Below are 22,468 nucleotides of genomic sequence, written 5' to 3'. Positions count from 1 at the left end.
ATGATAAGACATAAACTTTAACGAAGTGACAAACAAACAAGACGCTCTCTCCAGAAATATCTGCTTCATCAAAAAAACCTCTCATGTGAAATGACGTTCACATAAGAGGTTTACTGGACGTTCTATTAGTTAAAGTTATAAGCTGTAACGATTTTTTCTCTATCTGTCGTTTGATCATTAAAGTATTCATATAGGCAAATTCCTAAATATGAACCAGATACATTGTAGACATTCGTATAGCCTAAATGCTGCAACGCCATAACTGCATTGTAGCTGCGTTGTCCTGAACGGCAGTGTACATACACTGGGCGATCAGTTGGAATTTCATCTAAACGTTGTCTGAATTCGCTTAATGGAATGTTTACAGCATTGACCAAGTGACCTGCTTCATATTCATGCTTTTCACGCGCATCCATAATAAATGCGTTGCTTTCAACTAATTCACGGACTTTAGATACAGGTACTTGCTTGAAATGACCATCCAATAAATTCAAAGATACGAGCGCTGCAAAGTTAACAGCATCTTTTGCTGTACCGAACATTGGTGAATAGCATAATTCAAGCTCTTTAAGATCTTCAAGCGTACCGCCCATCATAATCATAGTTGCAATAATATCAACACGCTTGTCAACATTACCTTTACCAATACCTTGCGCACCTAAGATTCGGCCTGTTGGATATTCATAAAGCAATTTGAAATGAAGTGGATTGCTTTCAGGCATTAAGCCGACTTTATCACCAGGGATAATATAGACAAAGTCATATTGAATACCAGCTGCTTGTGCTTCTTTTTCATTTAATCCTGTTGCAGCTGCATTCAAATCAAATATATGAATACATGATGATCCGATTACACCTGTATGACGATGTGGACGACCATAAATATGGTCAGCTGCTGCTCTAGCCTGACGTTGAGCAGGTCCAGCCATAGCCAAACGTGTAGGCTGATGTGTGATTTGGTGATACACTTCAACTGCATCGCCAACAGCATATATATCTTTGTCATTCGTCAAGTAGTTATGGTCAACTTTAATACCGCCTGTTACGCCAATTTCAAGACCAGCGTCTTTTGCCAATGTCGTTTCTGGTTCAACACCGATTGCCATAACGACAGCTTGTGCCTTCACTTGACGACCTGATTGAAGCTCAATCACATCATCGCCAACTTTTGAAAGGCCATCACTTAAAATGAGCTGGATACCTTTATCTAAAAGCTCTTTATGGAGAATTTGTGCCATATCATAGTCAAATGGTGCCATAATTTGATCGGCAAACTCAACTAACGTTACATTCAAGCCTGCTAAACGGAGGTTTTCAGCGACTTCTACACCGATGAACCCACCACCGATAACAGCAATGTCTTCTACGTTATGTTCTTTAATATAAAGATCGATCTTGCTAATATCGACAACGTTTCTTACCGTAAAGACATTAGAGTTGTGAATACCTTCAAGCTCAGGAACGATCGGATTTGCACCTGGAGATAGCACTAACTTATCATAATGCTCATCATATACTTCGTTTGTCATCACATTTTTAATCGTAATCGCCTTTTCACTCGGCTTAATTTCTACGACTTCACTATTGACACGTGCTTCGATATTGTATTGATTTTTAAATTGAGCAGGATTCATTAGAACTAAATCATCACTATTTGGCACAATACCGCTGAGATGGAAAGGGAGTGCACAATTCGAAAATGACACATGAGGGCCTCTTTCAAACATAATAACCTCTGCGGATTCATCAATTCTTCTAACTCTTGCAGCAGTCGATGCGCCACCTGCGACGCCACCAATGACTAATATTCTTTTACTCATTTTATAATCCTCCTGATTGTTGTATTTAAATTTATGATTTATGTCTATTTGGTGGAATAATGTTGAGTTTTCCTTCAAACAGCTTCAAACCTACGATACCGCCAAGTACAAGTGCAACCATAAAGACCCAGCCTGCTAATGAAAAATTACAGATTGCTGAGAATAAAGCACCGATGTTACAGCCACTTGCGACCCTTGCACCAAATCCCATCATCAAGCCACCAACAGCATAAATTAAGACGTCCTTAGTGGAATACTTGAAGTTAAACTTGAATCTACCAGCGAGAAGCAATGCAATGGTTGAACCAAAAACAATACCAATATTTCGCACAGTTCCATTGTGATTCAGCAAGCCATTATTAACATCCTCCACGATTTTCGTGTAAGCTGGCGAGCTAAAGTCGAAACCAAAGTTTTGCAAGAATGCGACACTCCATCTTGAAAATGCAGATGTTACACCCCAGCTTGATCCTGTTGTATTAACGATGAATATAAACATCGCAGCTAATAAAATACCGCCTGTTAAAAAGCTCCAACGTTCTACAAAAAACTTATGATACGTTTCGTAGCTTAAAAATTTATATTCTTTTTTAGGCTCGATTGCTTTTTCTTCATCGGAAAATAATTCTTCCTCGTAAAAGCCTTCTTTTTTTCGAAATGCCTCATATTTATTCACTAAAATATAAAGTAAAAGTAATACGAGAAGCGAAATGAGCAAAGCGCCAACGTATCCAAACACATCTGGTAAATACATCGTCGTACTGAAAGCGCCAAGAGGGGATTCAAGAATTTGATACTTCACTAATTCCCCAGGTGCTGTTCCGAGAACAAAGAATGGCAGCACGATCATCGCGCGTGTTGCGCCTTCACCCATATCTGTCAATGTACCGGATGCACATGCACCAGCCATCATCATACCAATACCAAAGATAAAGCCCCCAATAACGGTCGCAATGCTCAAAAGTTTAACCGACTTCGAGCCAGGAATAATTGCATCCCCTGCTTCAGCCATAAATGCTGGTACCGCACCATTTGCGGCAGCATACCAATGAATTCCGATCATACCGACCATCGTAATTGCAAACATAATTAAAAGTGCTCTTGATAAGCCACCATATCCTGTTACATAAATCTTCTTAACACCACCGGCAAAGCCGAATGTTGCACGTGTCAAAATATAACCTAATGCCACACCCGTCAATAAATACAACGTTAATTTTTGGCTCGAGTGACTAAGAAACATTCCAAAGTAGCCAACGAATGCGATAATAATTAAACCGATAAAGGCCTGAGTCCAAAGAGCATTCGAGTGGAGCTTCGGATTCTTAATCGCTGGTTGTTGAGTTGCCATTAAATAATCCCTCCTACATTTAAGTATGTGAAATATTTCACATTATTATCGTAGCTTTTATGATGGTCGATCTCAATGTTCATAATGAACAAACCACAAATTTATTTTTGTTTCTTTGTGAAAAACTTCACAATAATTGGTTTATCTTGGAAATCGTTTAGTGGTAAACATTATTAAGACGATTACAACCCAAAATAGGTGTATTACGTTCGGAGAAATATGATCCGTCATTCTATATCTGATGGCGTATAACAATGTGTGGTTTTAAAAGTGGCGTGCAGATTTACGACACAATTAACAAAGACTACCAGCCTTAAATGGGCTGCTAGTCTTCGTCTTTAATCAATGGTCATTTGTTTAAATTAGTTAACTCTTGTATTACAAGTTCCTGTTTTTATAACTGATAAGGCTGCATTTAATCCGCCCTCAACTAAGTTTTTAACAGCAATATCTGTGTAATAAGCAATGTGCGGCGTTAGGATCACATCTTGACGTGTCAATAATTCTGATAATACTGGATCCGTAATGTCTTTGTCACGGAAGTCTTTAGGGAAATAGGTGCTTTCATATTCATACGTATCTAATGCCGCACCTGAGATTTTCCCACTATCTAATGCATTGATTAAGGCCTTTGTATCAACAACCGAGCCTCTTGCTGTATTGATTAGGACTGCGTTATCTTTGAATTTGTTGAACATCTCTTCATTAAATAGGTGATAATTATCCTCTGTCGCAGGCATATGCAAAGAAACGATATCTGCATTTGCGATGGCGTCTTCAACACTATCCTTATATTCAAGGTATTGCTTAGCATCCTCATTTGGGTATACGTCATAGCCGACAACTTTGGAGCCAAAGCCTTTAAAAATTTGCGCCGCTATTTGGCCGATACGTCCAGTACCAATAATCGCAACCTCTAAGCTCTTCACTTCTCTACCCATTATGACCTTTTCCCATCTGAAGTCCTTCTCAGATACTCTTTGATCAATTAAATGCGTATTGCGTAATAATTGGAGCGCTGCAGTAACAGCATACTCAGCAATCGAATTTGGTGAATAGCTTGGCACATTTGATATGATAATGTTGTTTTCTGATGCTTTTTCAAGGTTATACATATCGAACCCAGCGCTGCGCTGTGCAATTTGCTTAATACCTAATTGATTTAAACGTTCATAAATACCATCATCAAGCTTACCTGTTTGCTGCGTTGACACACCGTCAAAGCCCTGTAATTGCTCCGTAGCTTCAACTGTTAATATGTCATCAGACATGGTAATCTCAACATCATTTTCTTTTGCCCATTCGCGTGCAATATCTTTTTCGTGTTCACGAACACCAAACATCATGATTTTTGTCATTTTTCATTCTCACCTTCATTAAATTTAAATACGGATGGATCATAGAGCTTAAGCACTTTCGTACATAAGTTGTGAATAATAAATGCCGCAATAAATGGTACGACGAAGTACACGAAAATCAAAATGATGATATTGATTGCGATGTTTCCATCCATAAACTTAAGCGCATTGATTGGACCAACTAAGCCCGAATAACCAAATCCTGCAGACTCTTTTGTTCCCTCAATTCCAAAGAAGCTCCCTACAATAGCGGTCACGACTGCTGTTAAGGCGATTGGAACAGATATGATTGGATACCTTAGTAAGTTAGGCATCATCATTTTCATGGCACCTAGAAATACGGCAAGCGGAACACCTTTATCATTCACTTTATATGTTCCAACAACAAGCATGCACGCTGATGCGGCAATACCGACATTCGCAGCACCTGACGCTAAGCCCGTGATACCTATGGCCATTGAAATCGCTACTGTAGAAATCGGTGAAACAATGATGATGCTAAAGGCAATTGCAATGAGAATATACATAATAAATGGTTGTAATGTCGTAAAGCTGTTAATAACTTGTCCGATTGCAGTTGTGACTAATTTTACGTAAGGTAATATAATGATCCCGATAAAACCTGCAGCGCCACCAGCAATAATTGGTAACAAGATAATCGTAAGGCTCTTAAGTCTATCCCCAATGATCATAATGATGATGACAGCGATAGAAGCTGTAATCATCGTATTAATCAAATCACCGATACCTGTCAGAACCCACTTATTCTCAAGGAAGGCAGCCGCTCCACTTCCGACAAATGAAGCTGTACCAACAATAACGGTCTGGAGTGGGTTTAACTTAAATTGCATGGCGATTAAAACACCGACAATAACCGGTATTGTAAATTGAATACCTACAACAACACTGTTCAAAGTCGCAAAGATCTCATGGTACTGGGAGAGAAATTTAAATAATTCACCTAAAATAGCGTTAGGAATTAACCCAACAACGATCCCCATTGCAACCCCTGCTAATACTTTATTAATAAATGTCTTCACACTTACTTTTTCCATTTAATTCACTCCTTTATCATTACATAACAATTCCTAGTGTTAATTTGTGAAAGGTTGAGCATAATAACTTCTTATAATATCCGCTCTTCAGCTAATAATTTATATTTTGTAGACACTATCTAGGTACTCTCACCGAAATTGATTCTTGTTTTTAGCACCCTTATCTTTTTCGATATGCCACGTATTTATTCATTAAAAATATAAATTAAACATAGAGCAGGAAGTAATTGTAAACCCTCTACACCGTTATGATGCTCAAAAGTAAAACCCGAAATAGAGTTCGCAATAATAGCAGTTTCTTCTTCGTATCTTTCGCAACTCAATATCATTGAAAATCCCATCATAATAGGGCATTTTAATTAAAAACATCTTATAAGTGCTCGTGAAATACATACACATTACGTTACGACAATCTTCTTAACCTGCTGACAAAAAACGAAAGTTCCGCGCGTCAAACGATCTTTAATGCCTAGATTAATTTTAAACCCGAGTGACTAAAACCGTATCGGGTTAAGCAACGATTGATAACATTATTAAACCGGTGAATGCCTGGCTTTCCAGAGCATTTGTAAGGAGGTGAGATTTTTTAACCACTGGGTATGAGCACCCGATGACGAATTCCTCTGCGGTTTTATATGTGAAATATTTCACATTCAAATGGTAATATAAAATTGTATTCAGCTCAATGTTCATAATCAACAAATGATGAATTTATATTTGGCTAATTTGTGATTTATATCACATAAATTGGTTCATATTGGAATAAATTATGTTGTTACTTCCTTATGTGTTTAAACTTACCATTTATACAGGCATAAATTGGTTAATAAAAAAAGAGAGCCTGCAACCCACTTGCAGACTTTCTCTTAATATCGCTTCTATAATTGGTGTGCGAGATGATTGCCTAATACTGTTCTGCAGCAATCGCATCTGCTTTTGTCGGGTGTACTGTTCCGAACGGATGCTCAGGTGGGGCGTAAATCGAATAGAGCTTGAGTGGTGTGTTACCGGTATTGATGATGTTATGCCACTTTCCAGCAGGGACCATGATCGCATCATCATCACCGACATTCGCCTCAAACGTTAAATTATCTTTCCGATCACCCATACGGGTCATTCCTTGCCCTTCTTCAATACGGATAAATTGGTCAACGTCTGGATGAATTTCTAATCCGATGTCTTCTCCTGGGTTAATGCTCATTAACGTCACCTGTAAATGCTTACCAGTCCATACCGCGATTCTGAAGAGGTCATTTTCCGTCGTTGCCTCTTCAATATTAACGACGAACGGGCGGCCACCATAATCCTTTAATTGCATGTCATTGTAATAATCCTGCATATGATAAGCGGGACGATAGGCACCACATGAACACCTCGTCATTTGCTGTTGTTGATGAGGCACGAACTGCGGTTGGTTCGGAAACTGTGTAGGCTGGGGTTGCATTGGCATCGTTTGATAAGGATTGCCATACATATATGGATCGTACAAATCTCTCATTCCTTTCTCTTTAGCGTCACCATATTGTATGTAAGCTAGGCTGGGAATGTGTCCTGTGTGGTGAGGGGGGCAGGCTCAAAACCTCGGACAAATTTGTGAACGTATTGATTTTAGTATTTACTGAACATCGTTTTCACCATATACTTAAGTGAGAATGATTTTCATTATTATAATAGGGGTCATAACTATGCATATACATGAATTGAACATTGGTGAAACTGCAAAAATCATTGATCTCAGCCATGCTCAAGACATTATTCAAAAACGATTGAAGCAGTTTGGGATTCATGAGCAGGCGGAAATTCGTGTTAAAAACAAACTGTTATTTGGCGGTCCATGCATCATTAATTGTAACGGTCAATGCATTAGCCTGAGAAAGAAGGATGCGTGCTGCATTAAGGTGGCGCGTATATGAGGCTGGCGTTAATTGGTAATCCGAATACAGGCAAAACGTCTCTGTTTAACGCGTTAACAGGGTCGTATGAATATGTCGGGAATTGGAGCGGTGTCACCGTTGAGAAAAAAATCGGGACATTACGAGGTAGCCATGGTCATTTAATCGATCTCCCAGGCGTATACACGTTAAACCCTATCTCGAGAGATGAAGCGGTTGTCTCACAATTTTTACTAGAGGAATCGTTTGATGGCATCGTAAACATTGTAGATGCCTCGCAATTAAAACGAAACCTTCAGCTGACCATACAGCTATTGGAATATGGTAAACCAGTCATGATGGCCCTAAACATGACAGATGTTGCAGAGAGCAGAGGGATACACGTTGATGCGCAAGAGTTAGCCAAGACGCTCGGTATAAACGTCGTCCCAATTGTCGCCCGTTCGGGAAAAGGTGTCGAGCACCTTTCAAACGAGATCACACAGTTTGGCCATGAGACGCCAGCGTTCAGCTTACATTACGGAACGACAATTGAAAAAGCAATATCAGATTTTATCGCACTTATTCCAGACCAAGCACATTATAAACGGTGGTTGGCATTACAATATTTAGAAGGCAATCCCCAGGTTGAAGCATATGTATCACAATTCAATATCGACACCGAGCTCAAGCACATTGTAGAAGCAACGAATACGCAATTACAGACGGACACGCAACAGTCTGTACAAAACGCCATCTACCGCACGCGAGAAGCTTATATCCAAGACGTATTAGAGCAAGTCATTCAAGCACCGGTATCCGAGCATAAGACGTTAACCGATAAGCTTGATCTCATCCTAACAAATCGCATTTTAGGCATCCCAATTTTTCTCGGACTTTTATACATCATCTTCATGCTGACCTTTGATTGGGTTGGTTTCCCTATATCGGATTGGCTGGACACCTTCTTTGCAGGACCATTAACGGCCTGGACAGAAGCCGTTCTACAATCAATCGGGGCGCATGACTTTATTCAAGCACTCATTTTACAAGGGATTATTGGTGGCGTCGGAAGTGTCTTAGTCTTTGTACCGCAAATCTTTATTTTGTTTTTCTTTATCTCATTACTCGAGGACTCTGGCTACATGGCCCGTGTCGCAACTGTCATGGATCGCATTATGCAAAGCATTGGGCTTAATGGAAAAGCATTCATCCCAATGATCATCGGCTTCGGCTGTAATGTGCCAGCCGTCATGGCCGCGCGCACCGTCGAACACCCTAAAGAACGGTTATTGACCATTCTCGTGACACCTTTAATGTCCTGTTCAGCACGACTTCCGATTTACGCTTTGTTTGCCAGCGCATTCTTTTCACAGCATCAAGCGCTCGTCGTGTTATCACTTTACGTCCTTGGTGTCGTATTAGCGCTCATTTTAGCAAAGCTTTTATCCAAAACGGTGCTCCAAAACGAGCAATCCTTTTTCATTATCGAGCTTCCACCCTATCGCCTACCGCAATGGATGACATTATGGAGAAGTACGTGGGATAAAGGGAAGGGCTTTTTACGTAAAGCTGGAACATTTATTTTCGCGGGATCTGTGTTCATTTGGCTCCTATCGTACACAGGACCAGGTGGCTTTGACGTTGCGATGGATGATAGCTTCCTAGCAATGATTGGCGGCTTGTTTGCGCCACTGCTCGTCCCCCTTGGATTCGGCACATGGCAAGCAGGTGCCGCATTAATGACCGGATTTTTAGCCAAAGAAGTCGTCGTATCCACGATGGGTATTATTTATGGAACACCAGAATCAGGCCTACAGGATGTCTTGCATCAAACCTTCGACCCCATTGCTGCGTACAGCTTTATGGTGTTTATTTTAATTTATATCCCGTGCTTATCGACCGTTGCCGTGATCAATAAAGAAACACACTCAAAAAAGTGGACGCTATTCAGCGTCGCTTACGCCTTAATCCTTGCTTATATTCTGTCACTCCTCATTTATCAAGTCGGGCAGTTTATAGTCGGGTAACTCTCACAGAAAAAGGAGCTGTCACTCATGCTCGCAAGCTGGATCATTGGCCTACTCATATTTGGATACGCTGGCTTTATGCTCTTTCGCCACATCAAGCAAAGTAAAAAAGGTAAATGTGCGACGTGTGCCTTAAAGGATAGCTGTTCAACAAAAGAATATTCTTGCTGTACAGGTGTGAACACATCTGAAGAGACGGTCATAGAAAAGACCGTACGAAAATAGCTGATATCAAAAAGTGCCAGACCTCAACCCAATATACACTTGGTTGGTGTCTGGCACTTTTGTTATGTATGGTATTTATTTGGCTGGCATACATTTAGCTGGGTCTAGATCCGTTCCTTCGATAACTATGGCAGTGAGACCGTTATCTGTTTTTGTCTCATGCCATTCATTCTGCTCCCAAAACACCGCATCACCAGATCGAACCTCAACATATTCCCCTCTTTCACCACGTACAAGGCCTTGTCCACTTATAACGAGCAGTAGCTGAGGTACAACCGCTTGATGATAACCGACAATGTCATTTTTATCTAAATACATACACCCTATTTGAGTCGCATGATTCGTTTGCATAATCCGTGACATAATAAAATTCGATTCATGTTCGGTCACCCTACATCCACTGTCTTTGGCAAATGTAAAAAATCGCATGATGAACCTCCTTTGTAAATTTTGATAAGAAATGCAAAATCAAAACAGATCATTTTTTTGGTATTTCTGAGTGATATAATGGATTTATATAGAAACAAGCGTTCGTATATGTTATGATGATACTTACAATAGATTGGCTTCGCATGAGGGGTTACGGCACACATTACCTTCTAGGGTATTTCCTATGAAGGGAGGTGATGCCTATGGATATGAACGATGTGTTAACGCTGATGATTTCTTTCGGCATGTTAATCGCATTTATCATGTCCGACAATGAGAAAAGCGGAAGCGCCCGTTCAGCAACGTACAAACTGGAGTTCACCGATGGAGATAAAGGAAACACAGCGACCGACTTAAGGAGCTGATGTTGACTTATCGTACGGAGGTGAGCGAAGTTTGCTAGTTGCTGGGCGCTGGAGCTAGACATGGCTTACGTGACATACGAGATAACTATGGATAAACTATCTCATTATTAAAGCATTAAATGAAAAGTGATCCCTCATGTGTGCTAAGCAGGCGCGCTGAGGGATCTCTTCCTTAATGTGTGCCTTCCCCTCCTGATGGGGTTGGTCTATTGGAACCGTTCCATGTTCATACCATGGGACGGTTTTTAATATTGTATACAATTTAACACCTTATATGTGCACTATATCATGATTTGGCATGTTGTAAAACAATTTTTATGGCCAGAGTCACATGCAATCATGAAAAAATTTCCAATGAAATCACCTATAATATATAGAAACAAGCGTTCGTGTATGTTATGATGATACTTACAATAGATTGGCTTCGCATGAGGGTTACGGCACACATTACCTTCTAGGATATTTCCTATGAAGGGAGGTGATGCCTATGGATATGAACGATGTGTTAACGCTGATGATTTCTTTCGGCATGTTAATCGCATTTATCATGTCCGACAGAAATGAAAAGTGATCCCTCATGCGCTCGCAAGGCCCTTTGAGGAATCACTCCCTTAATGTGTGCCTTCCCCTCTTGATGGGGTTGGTCTATTGGAACCGTTCCATGTTCATACCCTGGGACGGTTTTTAATATTGTATACAATATAGCACCTTATATGTACACTATATCATGATTTGACCTGTTGTAAAGTGATTGAATAGGTCTTCACGTAAAACCCGCAAAGTTGACTAAATTATTCGCACTAATGATTTACATGTTCGACAGAAATGAAAAGTGATCCCTCATGTGTGCTAGCCAGGCGCGCTGAGGGATCTCTTCCTTAATGTGTGCCTCCCCCTCTTGATAGGGTTGGTCTATTGGAACCGTTCCATGTTCGCAGCATGGCACGATTCTTAATATTGTATATAATATATCATGATTTGGCCTATTGTAAACTCATATATCCAAGCAGACATACTGATAAGTAAATGTACAATCCAACATAGGTTCACCCTTTGGCCTTACAATGTACCAGCCTTAATACTCAATAACAAATAAGGTTGTCTTTTCGCCTAATTTAAATGAGATAGCAAATCCTCCAATTATGTGTAAGGTCAGTTTTACCTTACTTCAACAAAGCTACCCTTTAGTGAAACACCTCAGTTTAATTTAAAATTTAACACGCTTTGACCTTTAAGGTTTTCTCCATCTTTCCATAAGAATTGAACGGCATATTGTTTTCCAATTTCTTTTTCACCAATTCGTATGTTTAACGTAAAACCATCCGTGTTGATAGGTTCTTTACTGATTTCTTCTCCTGAGCCGTCTACATAAATTAAGTTCACTTCGGATGGTGCTGGTTCCATAGTTCCCCACTCAATTAAGAGGCGGTCACCGACTTCTACATCACCAGAGTGAATGTCGGGGTAATTATACGTCCTGTCATCATCACAATCATTCCAGCATACTTCTTCATAAATATAATCAAATGCTATGTTTGATCCATCAGGATTTATTTTCTGTACCGAAGGGGTTTCTGTAGGAAATTTTTCATATTCTTCATCCTCATGTTGTTCTTCTGTTTTCGATACAACGCCATCATTTTGCATGTCATTCTCTGATTCGTTTGGCTGTTTTCCCTCTTTTTGTTCTCCTTCTTCACAAGCTGATAAGATTAGGGCCATTGATACGATCACTGTAAACATGAGACTTATTTTTTTCATTTTCTCCCCCTTATATAGACACGAGAATTTATGGGTGTCAGAAACGTTGTTGTCTATATCGTGAAACGAGATAATCTAAGTGTATCACGTTTTTCTAAATATTTCACCAAATCGATTACCAAATAAAAGCCAGACACTGTTGCAACTGAACAATCATTGTTGCACGTGTCTGGCATATCTTTTTAATGAACCAATTCTTTTTTACTTAAGCCTAAAACCTCGGCTGTTGAGGCATGGATTTCATCAAAAAGGGTTGGGTGATCGACGAGCGACACCCCGTATGATGGAACCATTTCCTTTATCTTCGGCTTCCATCCCGGCATGTGGTCAGGGAAGCATCTATTCAGCACGTCGATCATGACGTGGACCGCCGTTGATGCGCCTGGTGACGCGCCGAGTAGCGCCGCAATTGACCCGTCCTCAGAGCTGACGACTTCCGTCCCAAATTGGAGCGTGCCTTTTCCGCCATCCTCTGTATCTTTAATGACTTGCACACGCTGACCGGCTGTTACAACATCCCAATCCTCAGCCTTGGCATTCGGAATGAATTGACGTAGCTCTTCCATCCGCTTTTCACTCGACAGCATGACCTGCTGGATAAGATACTTGGTCAGCTTCATTTCCTTCATACCGGCAGACATCATCGTGACGACGTTATTCGGCTTCACAGAACCGATTAAGTCCATGTTTGACCCCGTCTTTAAAAACTTTGGTGAAAAACCAGCAAACGGGCCAAATAATAACGTCTTCTTGCCCTCGATATACCGTGTATCAAGATGTGGGACTGACATCGGAGGCGCACCGACCTTGGCTTTTCCGTAAACTTTTGCGCCATGCTTTTCAACAATGTCAGGGTTCGTACATACCATAAAGAGCCCACTCACTGGAAAGCCGCCAATATGCTTCGCTTCAGGGATGCCCGTTTTTTGCAGCAACGGCAACGCCCCTCCGCCAGCGCCAACAAACACAAAGTCTGCGTTTCTGTATTCGAGCTTCTCATGCTCATGGTCAAACACCTTGACTTCCCACGTACCATCGTCATTTCGTTTAATGTCATCAACCTTATGATTATAATTAATGTCAACATGTTGTTCCTGTAAATAATTAAACAACAAGCGTGTTAACTCACCAAAGTTAACATCCGTCCCCGAATCGATTTTAGTTGCCGCGATCGGTTCATCACATGTACGTCCGTCCATTATAAGCGGCATCCATTCCTTTAGCGTCTCAGGATCCTCAGAATAAGACATACCTTTAAACAGCGGATTTTCTGAAAGCGCGTCATAGCGTTTCTTCAAAAAGCGCACGTTATCCCCACCATATACGAGGCTAATATGTGGCAATGGCATGATAAATTTTTCCGGATCAGGCAAGAGACCACGGTTCACTAAGTAAGCCCAGAATTGCCGTGACAGCTGAAATTGCTCATTAATGGTCGTCGCTTTGCTCGTATCCATCGACCCATCAGGCTTTTCCGTCGTATAATTCAACTCACATAATGCCGCATGACCCGTCCCCGCATTATTCCATTCATTCGAACTCTCTTTCCCCGGTTGATCAAGCTTCTCGTAAACTGTGATCTGCCAATCCGGCGCGAGTTCCTTCAGCATCGATGCTAACGTCGCACTCATAACCCCAGCACCAATCATAATCACACTTTTTTTATTCTTTAAGTCGCTCATGATAACCTCACCTTCCCCTATGTATGCACGATTAGCGCCACTGTAAAAAACGCTAAATGCGCCATCCTCTAGCTTCAAAACGCTTATACATGCACAATTCCCCTAATTGTTAACGCTCTCTTTTGTAATCGACCATCTGCATTTATATATAGATACCTTTTATTATATCATTTTAACGTCAGATAAATGGAAATTAAGCATAAAAAAGAATTTTTCCGTTCCGGAGCGTCTGTGATGTGTATGGAAAACAGCCTCCCTTACGATTATAGTATGCGAGTACAGTTTAATTGGTGTGGAGAGCGTGTGGTGGAGTGTTATCATACAGCAATTCTGCTCATTTTTGGGGTATTACAAAAAGAGTATCACGCTAAATCTGTCTCCGAAGCATTGTTCAAAAATCATATTGATGATCTCGATGCTCTGGATGATCCCTCTGATTACCGTAAATGGAGCAACTTAGAAGAAGAAAAAAAAGAACTCCTTAATGAGCTGATTGGAGGTTCGACGATTGACTAGACGACATACAACCAGCTCTAACCTTCTCCCAGCAGATATAGATGATATTTTAGATCATTATAATGACATCCTGCAGTCATATCAGAACCTCCACGAGAAAAACTCTATATATGGATCATTTAAACGAACAAAAACAAAACTAGACGTTTTATTCCCTTTAAAACAACATTGAAGAATATCGACCTTAAACTATAATGATATTAAGTAACACCAAAAAGCCACACAAACTTGCATGTGGCTCATATTATATATTTAAGTTTTTCCTATTTAATTCCCGATAAATGAATTAAATACGCCTTAATCTAGTACCAACTCCATCATTCTTTCCTCGTCTTCTATAACGCCTGTATAGCGTAATCCGTAGTCTTGATACATTTTCGAGGGAGCAGGGTTATCAATTCGATGCGACAATTCTATTTTTGTAGCACCTTCTTTTTTCAAGTATTCAATAGCTACCCAAGTGCCTTTTTACCGTAACCCTTTTTCTGATACTGCTCATCTATCATCATTCGGCAAATTTCGTAACAAGGCTCTTCCTTATCAATGATAAACAAGATAAACCCAACGGGTGTTTTGTCATTGTAAATTAGAAAAGGCTTTAGCTTTAGATCGTTGCCAAAGACGTACGCTTTCTAGTAGGGGCACGAACAATACTTAAGCTATATGCGCTAAGGAATAACGCCGTCACTTTCGGTTTAATATAAACACCGCACCACCATATCCCAATATGCACCAAATCATCAGCTTCACATAATGACCCAACCCAACATCAAAGGTGGACGACGCTAAAGCGGCACGCATGATTTCAGACATCGAATAAATCGGCAGAACCTCATGAAGCATTTGCAGCCATTCGGGTAGACGCTCCATTGGAAAATTGACTGGTGAAAACATTAACGCACCGAATACGACAACTTGAGAAATAGCGAGTGAAGCTACTGGAGACAGGAGATAGGAAAATCCGTACCCAACGCCAATAGACGTCAAAGCAATAAGAAGAATTGCTGGAATGACTGTCCAAGAAATATCATAACCTGGGCTAAACATTAAATGGGCAACAACTGTAGCGACAATGATTCCCGGAATGGTAATGAGTAACCATATTGTTGTGTCAGCAGCAAGAATGACAGCACGATTGACCGGCCATGTTCGCATGAAGGCCATATACCCATCTGCTTTTGACGTACCAATTTGTTGAGGTAAAATAACGATTCCTGTAAAAATTAATATGATTGTAGGCGCGCCTGTCGCTAAATACAGGATTGATTGCGTATTCGCATTCGGTATCAGATATGTAAACCCAATCACAATACCTATTGATATCAACATTTGGATAAGTGCCATGAATACTAAAAATCCCGCATTCCGCAAAAACTGCATTTGAAAAACGTACTTGTAATGATTTAATACATTCATTTCGAGTCCACCACCTTTTGAGATGTCAGTTCAATATATACATCTTCTATTGTCGTTGGAGATAAGGAATAATCGATAATCAAGCCTTGATCAACTTGAACCTTTGCCCAGTCAATCGTTGCCAATACATCTGCTTGATCTATGGAGAACATTAATCGAGCACCGTTCCGATGAGAGGATAACGCCCATGTAGGCACCTCCAAATCAGTGAATGCTTGAGCCAAATTAAGCTCTATGCGCAACTGATCACTGACAGCGCGTTTGACTTCAGAAGGCGTTCCTTGGGTTATAAATTTCCCTTGATCAATAATTGCAACACGGTCAACCGCCTTCTCAGCTTCGACGACATTATGTGTCACTAAGATCACTGAAGTTCCGTTCTTCGTTAAGTCTCGTATGACCTGCCAAAGATACCGTCTGCGAACTGGATCAACATCATTCGTCGGTTCATCAAGAATGACCAAGCGTCCCGGCACAACCACCGCCATACAAAACGCAGTTAATCTTTTAGCACCACCAGAAAGCTTCTCCCCCTCAATATTAGCCCATTCCCCCATACTTAAAGCCTCGAACAATGCATCCACCCGTGTTGCATCAAAATGCTTCCCGGCCCGCATTTTTCCCATCAACGTAACGGCTTGCTTTGGCGTCAGAAAACCGAGCGGCACTTGTGATTGCGGCTGGACAGAGCATATCGTTCGTGCACGCACCGGTGAAGCAAGTACTGATTCCCCCAACAAATGAATGTCACCAGAATTAGGCGTCACTAATCCTAAAATTTGGTTCACCAACGTTGTCTTTCCCGCTCCGTTTTGTCCTAATAGCCCAAAAATCTCACCTTCATTAATATGAAATGATAGATTATCATTCACAATGTTTTGTGACTTATTAGAGCCTGTGTAAATCTTCGTTACCCCTTTGACATCAAGTATCATTTTATTTCCCCCTTTTCTTGTTTTGCCATATAAGCATGCTCGATAAAGCTGACCACGTCCTTTGTAATCGGATAAAACACCACGCCTTCTTTTAAGTCACTTAAGGCCGCGGTTAAATTTCCGAGCAACGCTTCATCGTGGCCAAATATCCTTTCCGATATCCAACGTTCAGCCAACTGCCAAGCCTCGTCTGAATACGGGTCAAGGTGCAAATGCTTTTTAATCGTTTCATTAATCTCCGTCCATGCCTTTATGTCTTCCTCACTCATCTGTGCATTCATGTCGATAATCTTTCTCATGTCTTCATCGGTTAAGTATGCTTGATAATCTTGAAAAATGTCCTCAGGATCTTGCTGGTATAGTTTAATCATGCTGAATATCATGGACCAATCTATATCTTTTTCAAACTCAATGGAATAATAGACACCTAAAAGTGTTTGCTCTAGCGTCTTTAACCGCTCCTGCTCCCGTTTAACCATTTCTAACTGCTGTTGAATCGACTGCTGCCATGTTGAAGGCGAATGCTGTAATATGTCTTTAATCTGTTCCAAAGAGAATCCCATGTATTTTAATGCTAGAATTCGTTCTAAACGCATAACATCTTCTTCATCATATAAACGGTGCCCTCCATCCGTTTTTGCAGAAGGCGTAAGCAGTCCAATTTCATCATAATAATCTAGCGTCCTTACCGTTACGCCGGTGTTTTTGGACAATTTCCCAATGGTATACATCGCTTCATCTCCCACTTATTTCCTCCAGTATAAAACAACACGTAACGTGCGTTTCAATAGATAACCAAAAAAAGTTTCAATTTATTTGGTGAACTCCTAAAAACGCAGTCAAATTTAAGCCTTGCTCCGTTTAGAATGTCAGTACCAAAAATCTCAGCTCACAACTCAAAAAAGCCACCTCACTAAGAGATGGCTTTTACAGCGTTTCCTATATCGTTTGCTTTTCTCCAACAAGCACCTTGCTTGAGGATGATTCTGCAAAATGCTTTTTATTGAGCTTAAACATAACCGAAAGTGTTTTAAACTGAATGAAAACGTATGGAACGAGCATGACAAAGTAAACCGGTGAAAACTTCGTCAGGATGCCGTTTTGGACAAATCCCCAATGAATGAAGAACATACCGAGCACCATAAAGGCTACCCCAGGACAAATGAGACCATACGTACCGGCGCTCTTTCCTTGGCCGTGAATCATATCGGCAAAATAGCCAATCTTCTTCAAGACAGAATATCCGACAATCGCAAATACGACTTGAATGGACACTAAGACCGCTAACACGATCAACAATAGTAATGGAGACGGCTTTGCTTCATGTAGTATGTTATGGTTAACGCCCATGAACAATCGCACAAATGTAATACCGAGAATCGTCATAATTGGAATTGCCATCCAAATACTTGGGCTTCCGACTTTATCGATGCCATGCTTAAACATAGCAGCTGTTCCGATAATTAAATGAACAACGAACAATACAATAGCAAGCGTCGCAAAAAATATCGATAGCATGATACCAGTAACAGATACCCATAATGTTTGAGCCATTGCGCCAGGTGCTGCAAAGCCGACTGCAATCATAGCAAACGCAAACACAGCGAGAAGCTGACTAAGGCTGTTGTTTTTTTCAGGATTAAAGCCTTCTTTTGTTAAGAAACGGGTCATATACCCTTTAAAAATCGTTAACGCATAAATACCAACTGCTAAAAATCCGAGTAATGCAAAAGGAAACATATACTCAACGACATTCCAAAGATTTGGCACAAACAACCCTGCAAAAATAAATAGCACATTGATCGACATCGCTAATGTAAGTGGTATGGCCATGAGTGATACAGCAGCATTCGAGTTTTTCAGCTTTTCATATGCAGCTGTCTTTTTATAAGTGCGGTATTCTTTTATATTCCATACCAATAATTGCACATGCTTAAAGCCCATAAAAATAATTGCGAGAACGGCAGTGACGATCAATACTGATACCACAATATTTCCTTCTCCGATCAATGGAAATACGTGTTCAAAGTTTGCCATCGGTCTACCAGGGTGATCCACCATAAACATAAAGTACATATAAAACGATACAGCTAATCCACCGCTTCCTAATGATGCTAAGAAATATAATGGATTATAATTTTGACCTAAATTGTTTTTCATCTTGTTCTATTTCCTCCTTTACATTATACCCTAAGGGGTATTAATGATTATATACGAGGAAGATGGATTAAACAATGCCTTCAAGCACAATTAGGGGAATACCCCTATGTGTATTTAGAGAGGGGTGGATTTTATGTTTTTGTGATTGTGTTAAAAAGACACCATTAAAATAAGACAGACCAAGGTTATATACTATCTCCTTCCTCATTCTATAAAATAACCAGCGTTTAATCATAAAAACTTTATATATTTCAAAGAAAATCATATCTTTTTTATTGGAATTAAATTACAATGGGGACAAATCTATATTTAAGGGGGATTGTATGGAACAGTTTAGGTTTAATCCAAGTGAAAGTGAGATTATTGTAAATGCAATTGTTGAAGGGTATCGAGATTATATTGATCACCGAAAAGATCGGCATCAAACTATGAGAATTAGTTCTGCATTTGCTTGGACAAAAGGCAATTTTATTGAAAACAAAATTGCAGAGGTCAGTGGTGATCTTAATTTAAGTTTCAAAATGGCAAAAGCAGGATTAACATGGGATTACTTACAATTTATTCATGGCGACACTAAGAAACTATTTCTTATTAAAAATGCTGCCTATTTCAACGAAAGCAATTTCTCGCAAGCAATCTTACCAAATAAAAACGAAGGTCATCGTCGCACTTATCTTCATGAGCTCTCAAAAATTAATCAGTCCCTTGAATTTTCAACTATAAGCCCACATTACGAATTTCCTACCGAAAGCAATGAACAATTATCTTTGTTTGTTCCAGAAAAATTCATTAAGAAAGACCTTGATAACTTTAGATCATCCTATAATGAATTTCATATTCTTACTTACAAAATTGATGACGCTTATCAAATATCGGAAATTATGCATTACCTTCCTAATCCTGAAGATAATATAGCCTATAAAGTTGAGGATCTTTCAGAATATATTTCCGGATCAGAGTTAACAGATGAAGAACGAGACATCATTGCTCCACAACAAGACAATGATATAATAGATCCTGCAGCCTTTGATATTGGTATATTGGAGGATGAAGAACGTAACTAAACTGTATGATTTAGGGGGAGCAAAATGTTTATTGGTGAAAACTTAACAAACCTTCGTATCATGCATGGATATTCCCGAAAACAGCTCTCTGACATGCTACATGTAACAGAACAAGCCGTTTGGCAATACGAAAATAATTATACATCACCTAAAATGCAGATTGTAAATCATTTAAAGTCTATCTTTAATGTAAAAAGTAAATATTTTTATAAGCAGGATATGCTAAACCGTTTATTTGAATACGGAAATATACCCGTCATGAACATTGCATACCGGTCTAAAGTGATAAATGTAATCGCTAAAACACAATCCGAGGCTAAACACATGGAATTTTTAGATAGCCTTGTTAACTATTTTTCAGCTCACATGACACTACCCACACAAAAAATCATTCATTTAAGAAATGACGTCGTTCGCTATTTAAATACATCAAGTGACGACAGACAAACACAAATTAACACCATCGCTCACCTTGCACGGCAAAGACTAGGTCTTCGTAATGACACAAATGATCACTTAATGTTTCTAGTTGAAAAAAGTGGGATTTTTGTTTTTGAAAAAGCGATTGGAGAGGACATTGATGCATACAGTGTATGGACGAATCAAGATCGACCTTTCATTATGTTAGGCAACCTAAAGCGTTCAGCTGTACGTCGGAACTTCGATATTGCACATGAGCTCGGCCATTTATTACTTCACTATCAAGTCGAGTTCTCCAATCTAGATCGTCAAGAACATAAAGCGATTGAAAAGGAAGCCAACCAATTTGCAGGGGCGTTTCTTCTACCTAAAGATGAATTCCTAAAAGACATGCAATCAATTGCTCGGGTGACGAATCCCGATGCCTATATCGATTTGAAAACGAAATGGAAAACATCTCTGCAAGTATTAGGGTATCGTGCTGCTTATTTAGGGTATTTAGATAACAAAACGCACCGTAATTTTTATGCGGCGCTTCACAGAAAAGGGTATTTAAAAAGAGAACCTCTTGATGAAACACTTCTTATCCAGAAGCCGCAAAAGATCAAATCAATGATTGATTTAGTCGCTAAACGAGGCTTAATTGATATGCGTAAAATGATTGAAACGGATTGGATGGTGGAAGTCCCATTCTTTCATCAGATAACTGGAATAGAACCTAGCTTCTTCAATCACTACTTGAGACAAGAGCAGAATTTTGAACTCGGTCATGTTATTAACTTATCAGCAGTCACTAAACAGTAATGGTGAGAGGGCTTTTCCAAAAGGGGGCGTTTTGATGAAGGCAACTGATCTATTGATTATGCACTTTGAAGAAATTAGACGTCGGAGCATAAGAGTATGGAAAGCAATACCTGAGGATCACTTAAATTGGAGGCCTGATGAGGACGCTATGACGTGTGCTGAAATCGTGAGGCATGTGTTGCAAGCAGAGTTTCTTTTTCACCAAGTGCTCATTGGAAGAGGTGGCGATGCTTTAGCACAAGTCGATAATCCATTTGAAGCGAAACCATTTATATCAGTAGATGACGAGCTTGAATTTGCACAGCCTTATCATGAAGACTTCTTGAGCTATATTAACACAATAAGCCCCGACGACCTCGAACACGTAGACATCGACCTTCTTGAAGCAGGGGGCTATATCAAAAAGCTTGGCGATATGTTATTACGCATTGCCTATCATGAATCGGTTCACACCGGTCAGTTATTAGACTACATGAGAACAATGGGCATTGACCGACCACAAATTTGGGATTAATCATGCTACCCAGCCTGTGGATCTACCTTTGACACAGGCTTAACCCCCTTGTCCCCAAACGGTTTTAGAAATGAAATGTACCTTTTTTAACCCCTAACATACGCCAGTTCAATAAATTGACGGTATGTCTTCGTTCCTGCTAACGTCCACTTAGAGGCATAAGCTCCTTGAGGGAATAACGGAATGCCGTCTCCTAATAAGACTGGTGCTACAGTCACGATCATTTCATCGATGACACCGGCTTCTAGGCATTGTGCGATCAAGTTGCCCCCGCCGACAATCCAAATATCCTTGCCTGTCTCAGATTTTAACCGCTCGAAAAAGGTGCTTATCGCCTCATCGGTAAACACGACATCATCTGACTGTCTATCCTTTTGTGATGTCCATACGTAGCCTTGTTTTCCAGGATATGGATAGTAACCGTTCGTTTCAGACATGACCCAGTCATATGTTTTTCTCCCCATTACAACAGTATCAACTGTTTCATAGAAAGCACCATAACCGTTGTCCCCTTCACCTTCAACCGTCATTAGCCAGTCTAGTGATTCTTCTTTCGTTGCTATGTAACCATCTAAGCTCTGGGCAATAAACACTTTCACCTTTCGCAACTTAACCGCTCCCATCTTTTAAAATCCTCTTAAGTATATATAATAGCCGAATAAAACCGAAACAAAAAAGGCCAACTCCCGAAA

The 22,468-nt window shown here is 40.1% G+C and carries 22 protein-coding genes; 8 read left to right on the top strand and 14 right to left on the bottom strand.

Annotated features, from left to right (window positions below):
* Window positions 1–125: 125 nt before the first annotated feature.
* The 5 genes from HPC67_RS10260 to HPC67_RS10240 form a co-directional block, all read right to left on the bottom strand.
* Window positions 126–1,820 (bottom strand): FAD-dependent oxidoreductase, encoded by a 1,695-nt coding sequence (locus tag HPC67_RS10260; RefSeq protein WP_217587565.1) that lies wholly within the window; start codon window positions 1,818–1,820, stop codon window positions 126–128.
* Window positions 1,821–1,851: 31 nt separating this feature from the next.
* Window positions 1,852–3,171: a YeeE/YedE family protein gene (locus tag HPC67_RS10255; protein ID WP_217587564.1), complete on the bottom strand. Its 1,320-nt coding sequence runs from the start codon at window positions 3,169–3,171 to the stop codon at window positions 1,852–1,854.
* Between the two features lie 362 nt (window positions 3,172–3,533).
* Window positions 3,534–4,529, bottom strand: coding sequence for a D-2-hydroxyacid dehydrogenase (locus tag HPC67_RS10250; protein WP_217587563.1), 996 nt, complete (start codon window positions 4,527–4,529; stop codon window positions 3,534–3,536).
* Complete coding sequence (locus tag HPC67_RS10245) at window positions 4,526–5,584, bottom strand: PTS sugar transporter subunit IIC (protein WP_217587562.1); 1,059 nt, start codon at window positions 5,582–5,584, stop codon at window positions 4,526–4,528. Before HPC67_RS10245 ends, HPC67_RS10250 begins: the two co-directional genes overlap by 4 nt.
* Window positions 5,585–6,488: 904 nt before the next feature.
* Window positions 6,489–7,082 (bottom strand): cupin domain-containing protein, encoded by a 594-nt coding sequence (locus HPC67_RS10240; RefSeq protein ID WP_246569958.1) that lies wholly within the window; start codon window positions 7,080–7,082, stop codon window positions 6,489–6,491.
* A gap of 187 nt (window positions 7,083–7,269) precedes the next feature.
* Between HPC67_RS10240 and HPC67_RS10235 the strand changes: the two genes are divergently transcribed.
* From HPC67_RS10235 to HPC67_RS10225, 3 genes are read left to right on the top strand one after another with little or no spacing between them, the layout of a single operon-like run.
* Complete coding sequence (locus HPC67_RS10235) at window positions 7,270–7,497, top strand: FeoA family protein (protein ID WP_217587561.1); 228 nt, start codon at window positions 7,270–7,272, stop codon at window positions 7,495–7,497.
* A complete protein-coding gene (gene feoB, locus HPC67_RS10230) occupies window positions 7,494–9,485 on the top strand; it encodes a ferrous iron transport protein B (protein ID WP_217587560.1) in 1,992 nt (663 codons plus the stop codon). The genes HPC67_RS10235 and feoB overlap by 4 nt, the downstream gene beginning before the upstream one ends.
* A gap of 27 nt (window positions 9,486–9,512) precedes the next feature.
* Window positions 9,513–9,710, top strand: a complete 198-nt coding sequence (locus HPC67_RS10225; protein WP_217587559.1) for a FeoB-associated Cys-rich membrane protein — start codon at window positions 9,513–9,515, stop codon at window positions 9,708–9,710.
* 75 nt (window positions 9,711–9,785) lie between these two features.
* On the opposite strand, the gene HPC67_RS10220 is transcribed toward HPC67_RS10225, so the two are convergent.
* Entirely contained in the window at window positions 9,786–10,139 is a 354-nt protein-coding gene (locus HPC67_RS10220) for a cupin domain-containing protein (RefSeq protein ID WP_217587558.1), read from the bottom strand.
* A 203-nt stretch (window positions 10,140–10,342) separates the two neighbouring features.
* On the opposite strand from HPC67_RS10220, the gene HPC67_RS10215 reads away from it, so the two are divergent.
* A complete protein-coding gene (locus HPC67_RS10215; protein WP_217587557.1) occupies window positions 10,343–10,504 on the top strand; it encodes a hypothetical protein in 162 nt (53 codons plus the stop codon).
* Window positions 10,505–11,701: 1,197 nt separating this feature from the next.
* Here the strand turns inward: HPC67_RS10215 and HPC67_RS10210 are convergent.
* Window positions 11,702–12,265 (bottom strand): hypothetical protein, encoded by a 564-nt coding sequence (locus tag HPC67_RS10210; protein ID WP_217587556.1) that lies wholly within the window; start codon window positions 12,263–12,265, stop codon window positions 11,702–11,704.
* Window positions 12,266–12,447: 182 nt separating this feature from the next.
* Window positions 12,448–13,947, bottom strand: coding sequence for a malate dehydrogenase (quinone) (mqo, locus tag HPC67_RS10205; RefSeq protein WP_217587555.1), 1,500 nt, complete (start codon window positions 13,945–13,947; stop codon window positions 12,448–12,450).
* A gap of 306 nt (window positions 13,948–14,253) precedes the next feature.
* Here mqo and HPC67_RS10200 point away from each other — a divergent pair, with 306 nt between their 5' ends.
* Entirely contained in the window at window positions 14,254–14,463 is a 210-nt protein-coding gene (locus tag HPC67_RS10200; protein ID WP_217587554.1) for a hypothetical protein, read from the top strand.
* A 452-nt stretch (window positions 14,464–14,915) separates the two neighbouring features.
* Here HPC67_RS10200 and HPC67_RS15990 read toward each other — a convergent pair whose 3' ends face one another.
* From HPC67_RS15990 to HPC67_RS10175, 5 genes are all read right to left on the bottom strand, one after another.
* On the bottom strand, window positions 14,916–15,050 hold the full coding sequence (locus HPC67_RS15990; protein WP_217587722.1) for a GNAT family N-acetyltransferase: 135 nt from the start codon (window positions 15,048–15,050) through the stop codon (window positions 14,916–14,918).
* 97 nt (window positions 15,051–15,147) lie between these two features.
* Window positions 15,148–15,879 carry an ABC transporter permease gene (locus tag HPC67_RS10190; RefSeq protein WP_217587553.1) on the bottom strand — a complete coding sequence of 244 codons (732 nt, stop codon included), beginning with the start codon at window positions 15,877–15,879 and terminating at the stop codon, window positions 15,148–15,150.
* Complete coding sequence (locus HPC67_RS10185) at window positions 15,876–16,814, bottom strand: ABC transporter ATP-binding protein (protein ID WP_217587552.1); 939 nt, start codon at window positions 16,812–16,814, stop codon at window positions 15,876–15,878. Before HPC67_RS10185 ends, HPC67_RS10190 begins: the two co-directional genes overlap by 4 nt.
* The gene (locus HPC67_RS10180) at window positions 16,811–17,560 is read right to left on the bottom strand and encodes a MerR family transcriptional regulator (RefSeq protein ID WP_343327830.1); all 750 of its coding nucleotides are present in this window, start codon (window positions 17,558–17,560) and stop codon (window positions 16,811–16,813) included. Before HPC67_RS10180 ends, HPC67_RS10185 begins: the two co-directional genes overlap by 4 nt.
* A gap of 193 nt (window positions 17,561–17,753) precedes the next feature.
* A complete protein-coding gene (locus HPC67_RS10175) occupies window positions 17,754–18,974 on the bottom strand; it encodes a TsoY family (seleno)protein (RefSeq protein WP_217587551.1) in 1,221 nt (406 codons plus the stop codon).
* 323 nt (window positions 18,975–19,297) lie between these two features.
* Here HPC67_RS10175 and HPC67_RS10170 point away from each other — a divergent pair, with 323 nt between their 5' ends.
* Genes HPC67_RS10170 through HPC67_RS10160 form a run of 3 tightly spaced genes read left to right on the top strand, consistent with a single transcriptional unit; the run spans window position 19,298 to window position 21,776 of the window.
* On the top strand, window positions 19,298–20,038 hold the full coding sequence (locus HPC67_RS10170; RefSeq protein WP_217587550.1) for a spr1630 family ClpXP-sensitive toxin: 741 nt from the start codon (window positions 19,298–19,300) through the stop codon (window positions 20,036–20,038).
* Between the two features lie 24 nt (window positions 20,039–20,062).
* Window positions 20,063–21,262, top strand: coding sequence for a spr1629 family repressor/antitoxin (locus HPC67_RS10165; protein WP_217587549.1), 1,200 nt, complete (start codon window positions 20,063–20,065; stop codon window positions 21,260–21,262).
* A gap of 34 nt (window positions 21,263–21,296) precedes the next feature.
* The gene (locus HPC67_RS10160; RefSeq protein WP_217587548.1) at window positions 21,297–21,776 is read left to right on the top strand and encodes a DinB family protein; all 480 of its coding nucleotides are present in this window, start codon (window positions 21,297–21,299) and stop codon (window positions 21,774–21,776) included.
* Between the two features lie 86 nt (window positions 21,777–21,862).
* Here HPC67_RS10160 and HPC67_RS10155 read toward each other — a convergent pair whose 3' ends face one another.
* Complete coding sequence (locus tag HPC67_RS10155; RefSeq protein ID WP_343327834.1) at window positions 21,863–22,375, bottom strand: dihydrofolate reductase family protein; 513 nt, start codon at window positions 22,373–22,375, stop codon at window positions 21,863–21,865.
* Between the last annotated feature and the right edge of the window lie 93 nt (window positions 22,376–22,468).

The organism is Lentibacillus saliphilus, from assembly GCF_019093865.1.
Lineage (GTDB): Bacteria > Bacillota > Bacilli > Bacillales > Amphibacillaceae > Lentibacillus_B > Lentibacillus_B saliphilus.
The sequence above is the reverse complement of the archived record's forward strand: the minus strand, read 5'-3'. Positions and strand labels throughout refer to the sequence as shown.

Bases quoted from the DNA above. Each gene is read 5' to 3' on its own strand.
- feoB (WP_217587560.1), top strand. From the start codon at position 7,494: ATGAGGCTGGCGTTAATTGGTAATCCGAATACAGGCAAAACGTCTCTG.
- HPC67_RS10245 (WP_217587562.1), bottom strand. From the start codon at position 5,584: ATGGAAAAAGTAAGTGTGAAGACATTTATTAATAAAGTATTAGCAGGG.
- HPC67_RS10165 (WP_217587549.1), top strand. From the start codon at position 20,063: ATGTTTATTGGTGAAAACTTAACAAACCTTCGTATCATGCATGGATAT.
- HPC67_RS10220 (WP_217587558.1), bottom strand. From the start codon at position 10,139: ATGCGATTTTTTACATTTGCCAAAGACAGTGGATGTAGGGTGACCGAA.
- HPC67_RS10255 (WP_217587564.1), bottom strand. From the start codon at position 3,171: ATGGCAACTCAACAACCAGCGATTAAGAATCCGAAGCTCCACTCGAAT.
- HPC67_RS10235 (WP_217587561.1), top strand. From the start codon at position 7,270: ATGCATATACATGAATTGAACATTGGTGAAACTGCAAAAATCATTGAT.
- HPC67_RS10240 (WP_246569958.1), bottom strand. From the start codon at position 7,082: ATGAGAGATTTGTACGATCCATATATGTATGGCAATCCTTATCAAACG.
- HPC67_RS10185 (WP_217587552.1), bottom strand. From the start codon at position 16,814: ATGATACTTGATGTCAAAGGGGTAACGAAGATTTACACAGGCTCTAAT.
- HPC67_RS10210 (WP_217587556.1), bottom strand. From the start codon at position 12,265: ATGAAAAAAATAAGTCTCATGTTTACAGTGATCGTATCAATGGCCCTA.
- mqo (WP_217587555.1), bottom strand. From the start codon at position 13,947: ATGAGCGACTTAAAGAATAAAAAAAGTGTGATTATGATTGGTGCTGGG.
- HPC67_RS10190 (WP_217587553.1), bottom strand. From the start codon at position 15,879: ATGAATGTATTAAATCATTACAAGTACGTTTTTCAAATGCAGTTTTTG.
- HPC67_RS10170 (WP_217587550.1), top strand. From the start codon at position 19,298: ATGGAACAGTTTAGGTTTAATCCAAGTGAAAGTGAGATTATTGTAAAT.
- HPC67_RS10215 (WP_217587557.1), top strand. From the start codon at position 10,343: ATGGATATGAACGATGTGTTAACGCTGATGATTTCTTTCGGCATGTTA.
- HPC67_RS10225 (WP_217587559.1), top strand. From the start codon at position 9,513: ATGCTCGCAAGCTGGATCATTGGCCTACTCATATTTGGATACGCTGGC.
- HPC67_RS10250 (WP_217587563.1), bottom strand. From the start codon at position 4,529: ATGACAAAAATCATGATGTTTGGTGTTCGTGAACACGAAAAAGATATT.
- HPC67_RS10260 (WP_217587565.1), bottom strand. From the start codon at position 1,820: ATGAGTAAAAGAATATTAGTCATTGGTGGCGTCGCAGGTGGCGCATCG.
- HPC67_RS10175 (WP_217587551.1), bottom strand. From the start codon at position 18,974: ATGAAAAACAATTTAGGTCAAAATTATAATCCATTATATTTCTTAGCA.
- HPC67_RS10160 (WP_217587548.1), top strand. From the start codon at position 21,297: ATGAAGGCAACTGATCTATTGATTATGCACTTTGAAGAAATTAGACGT.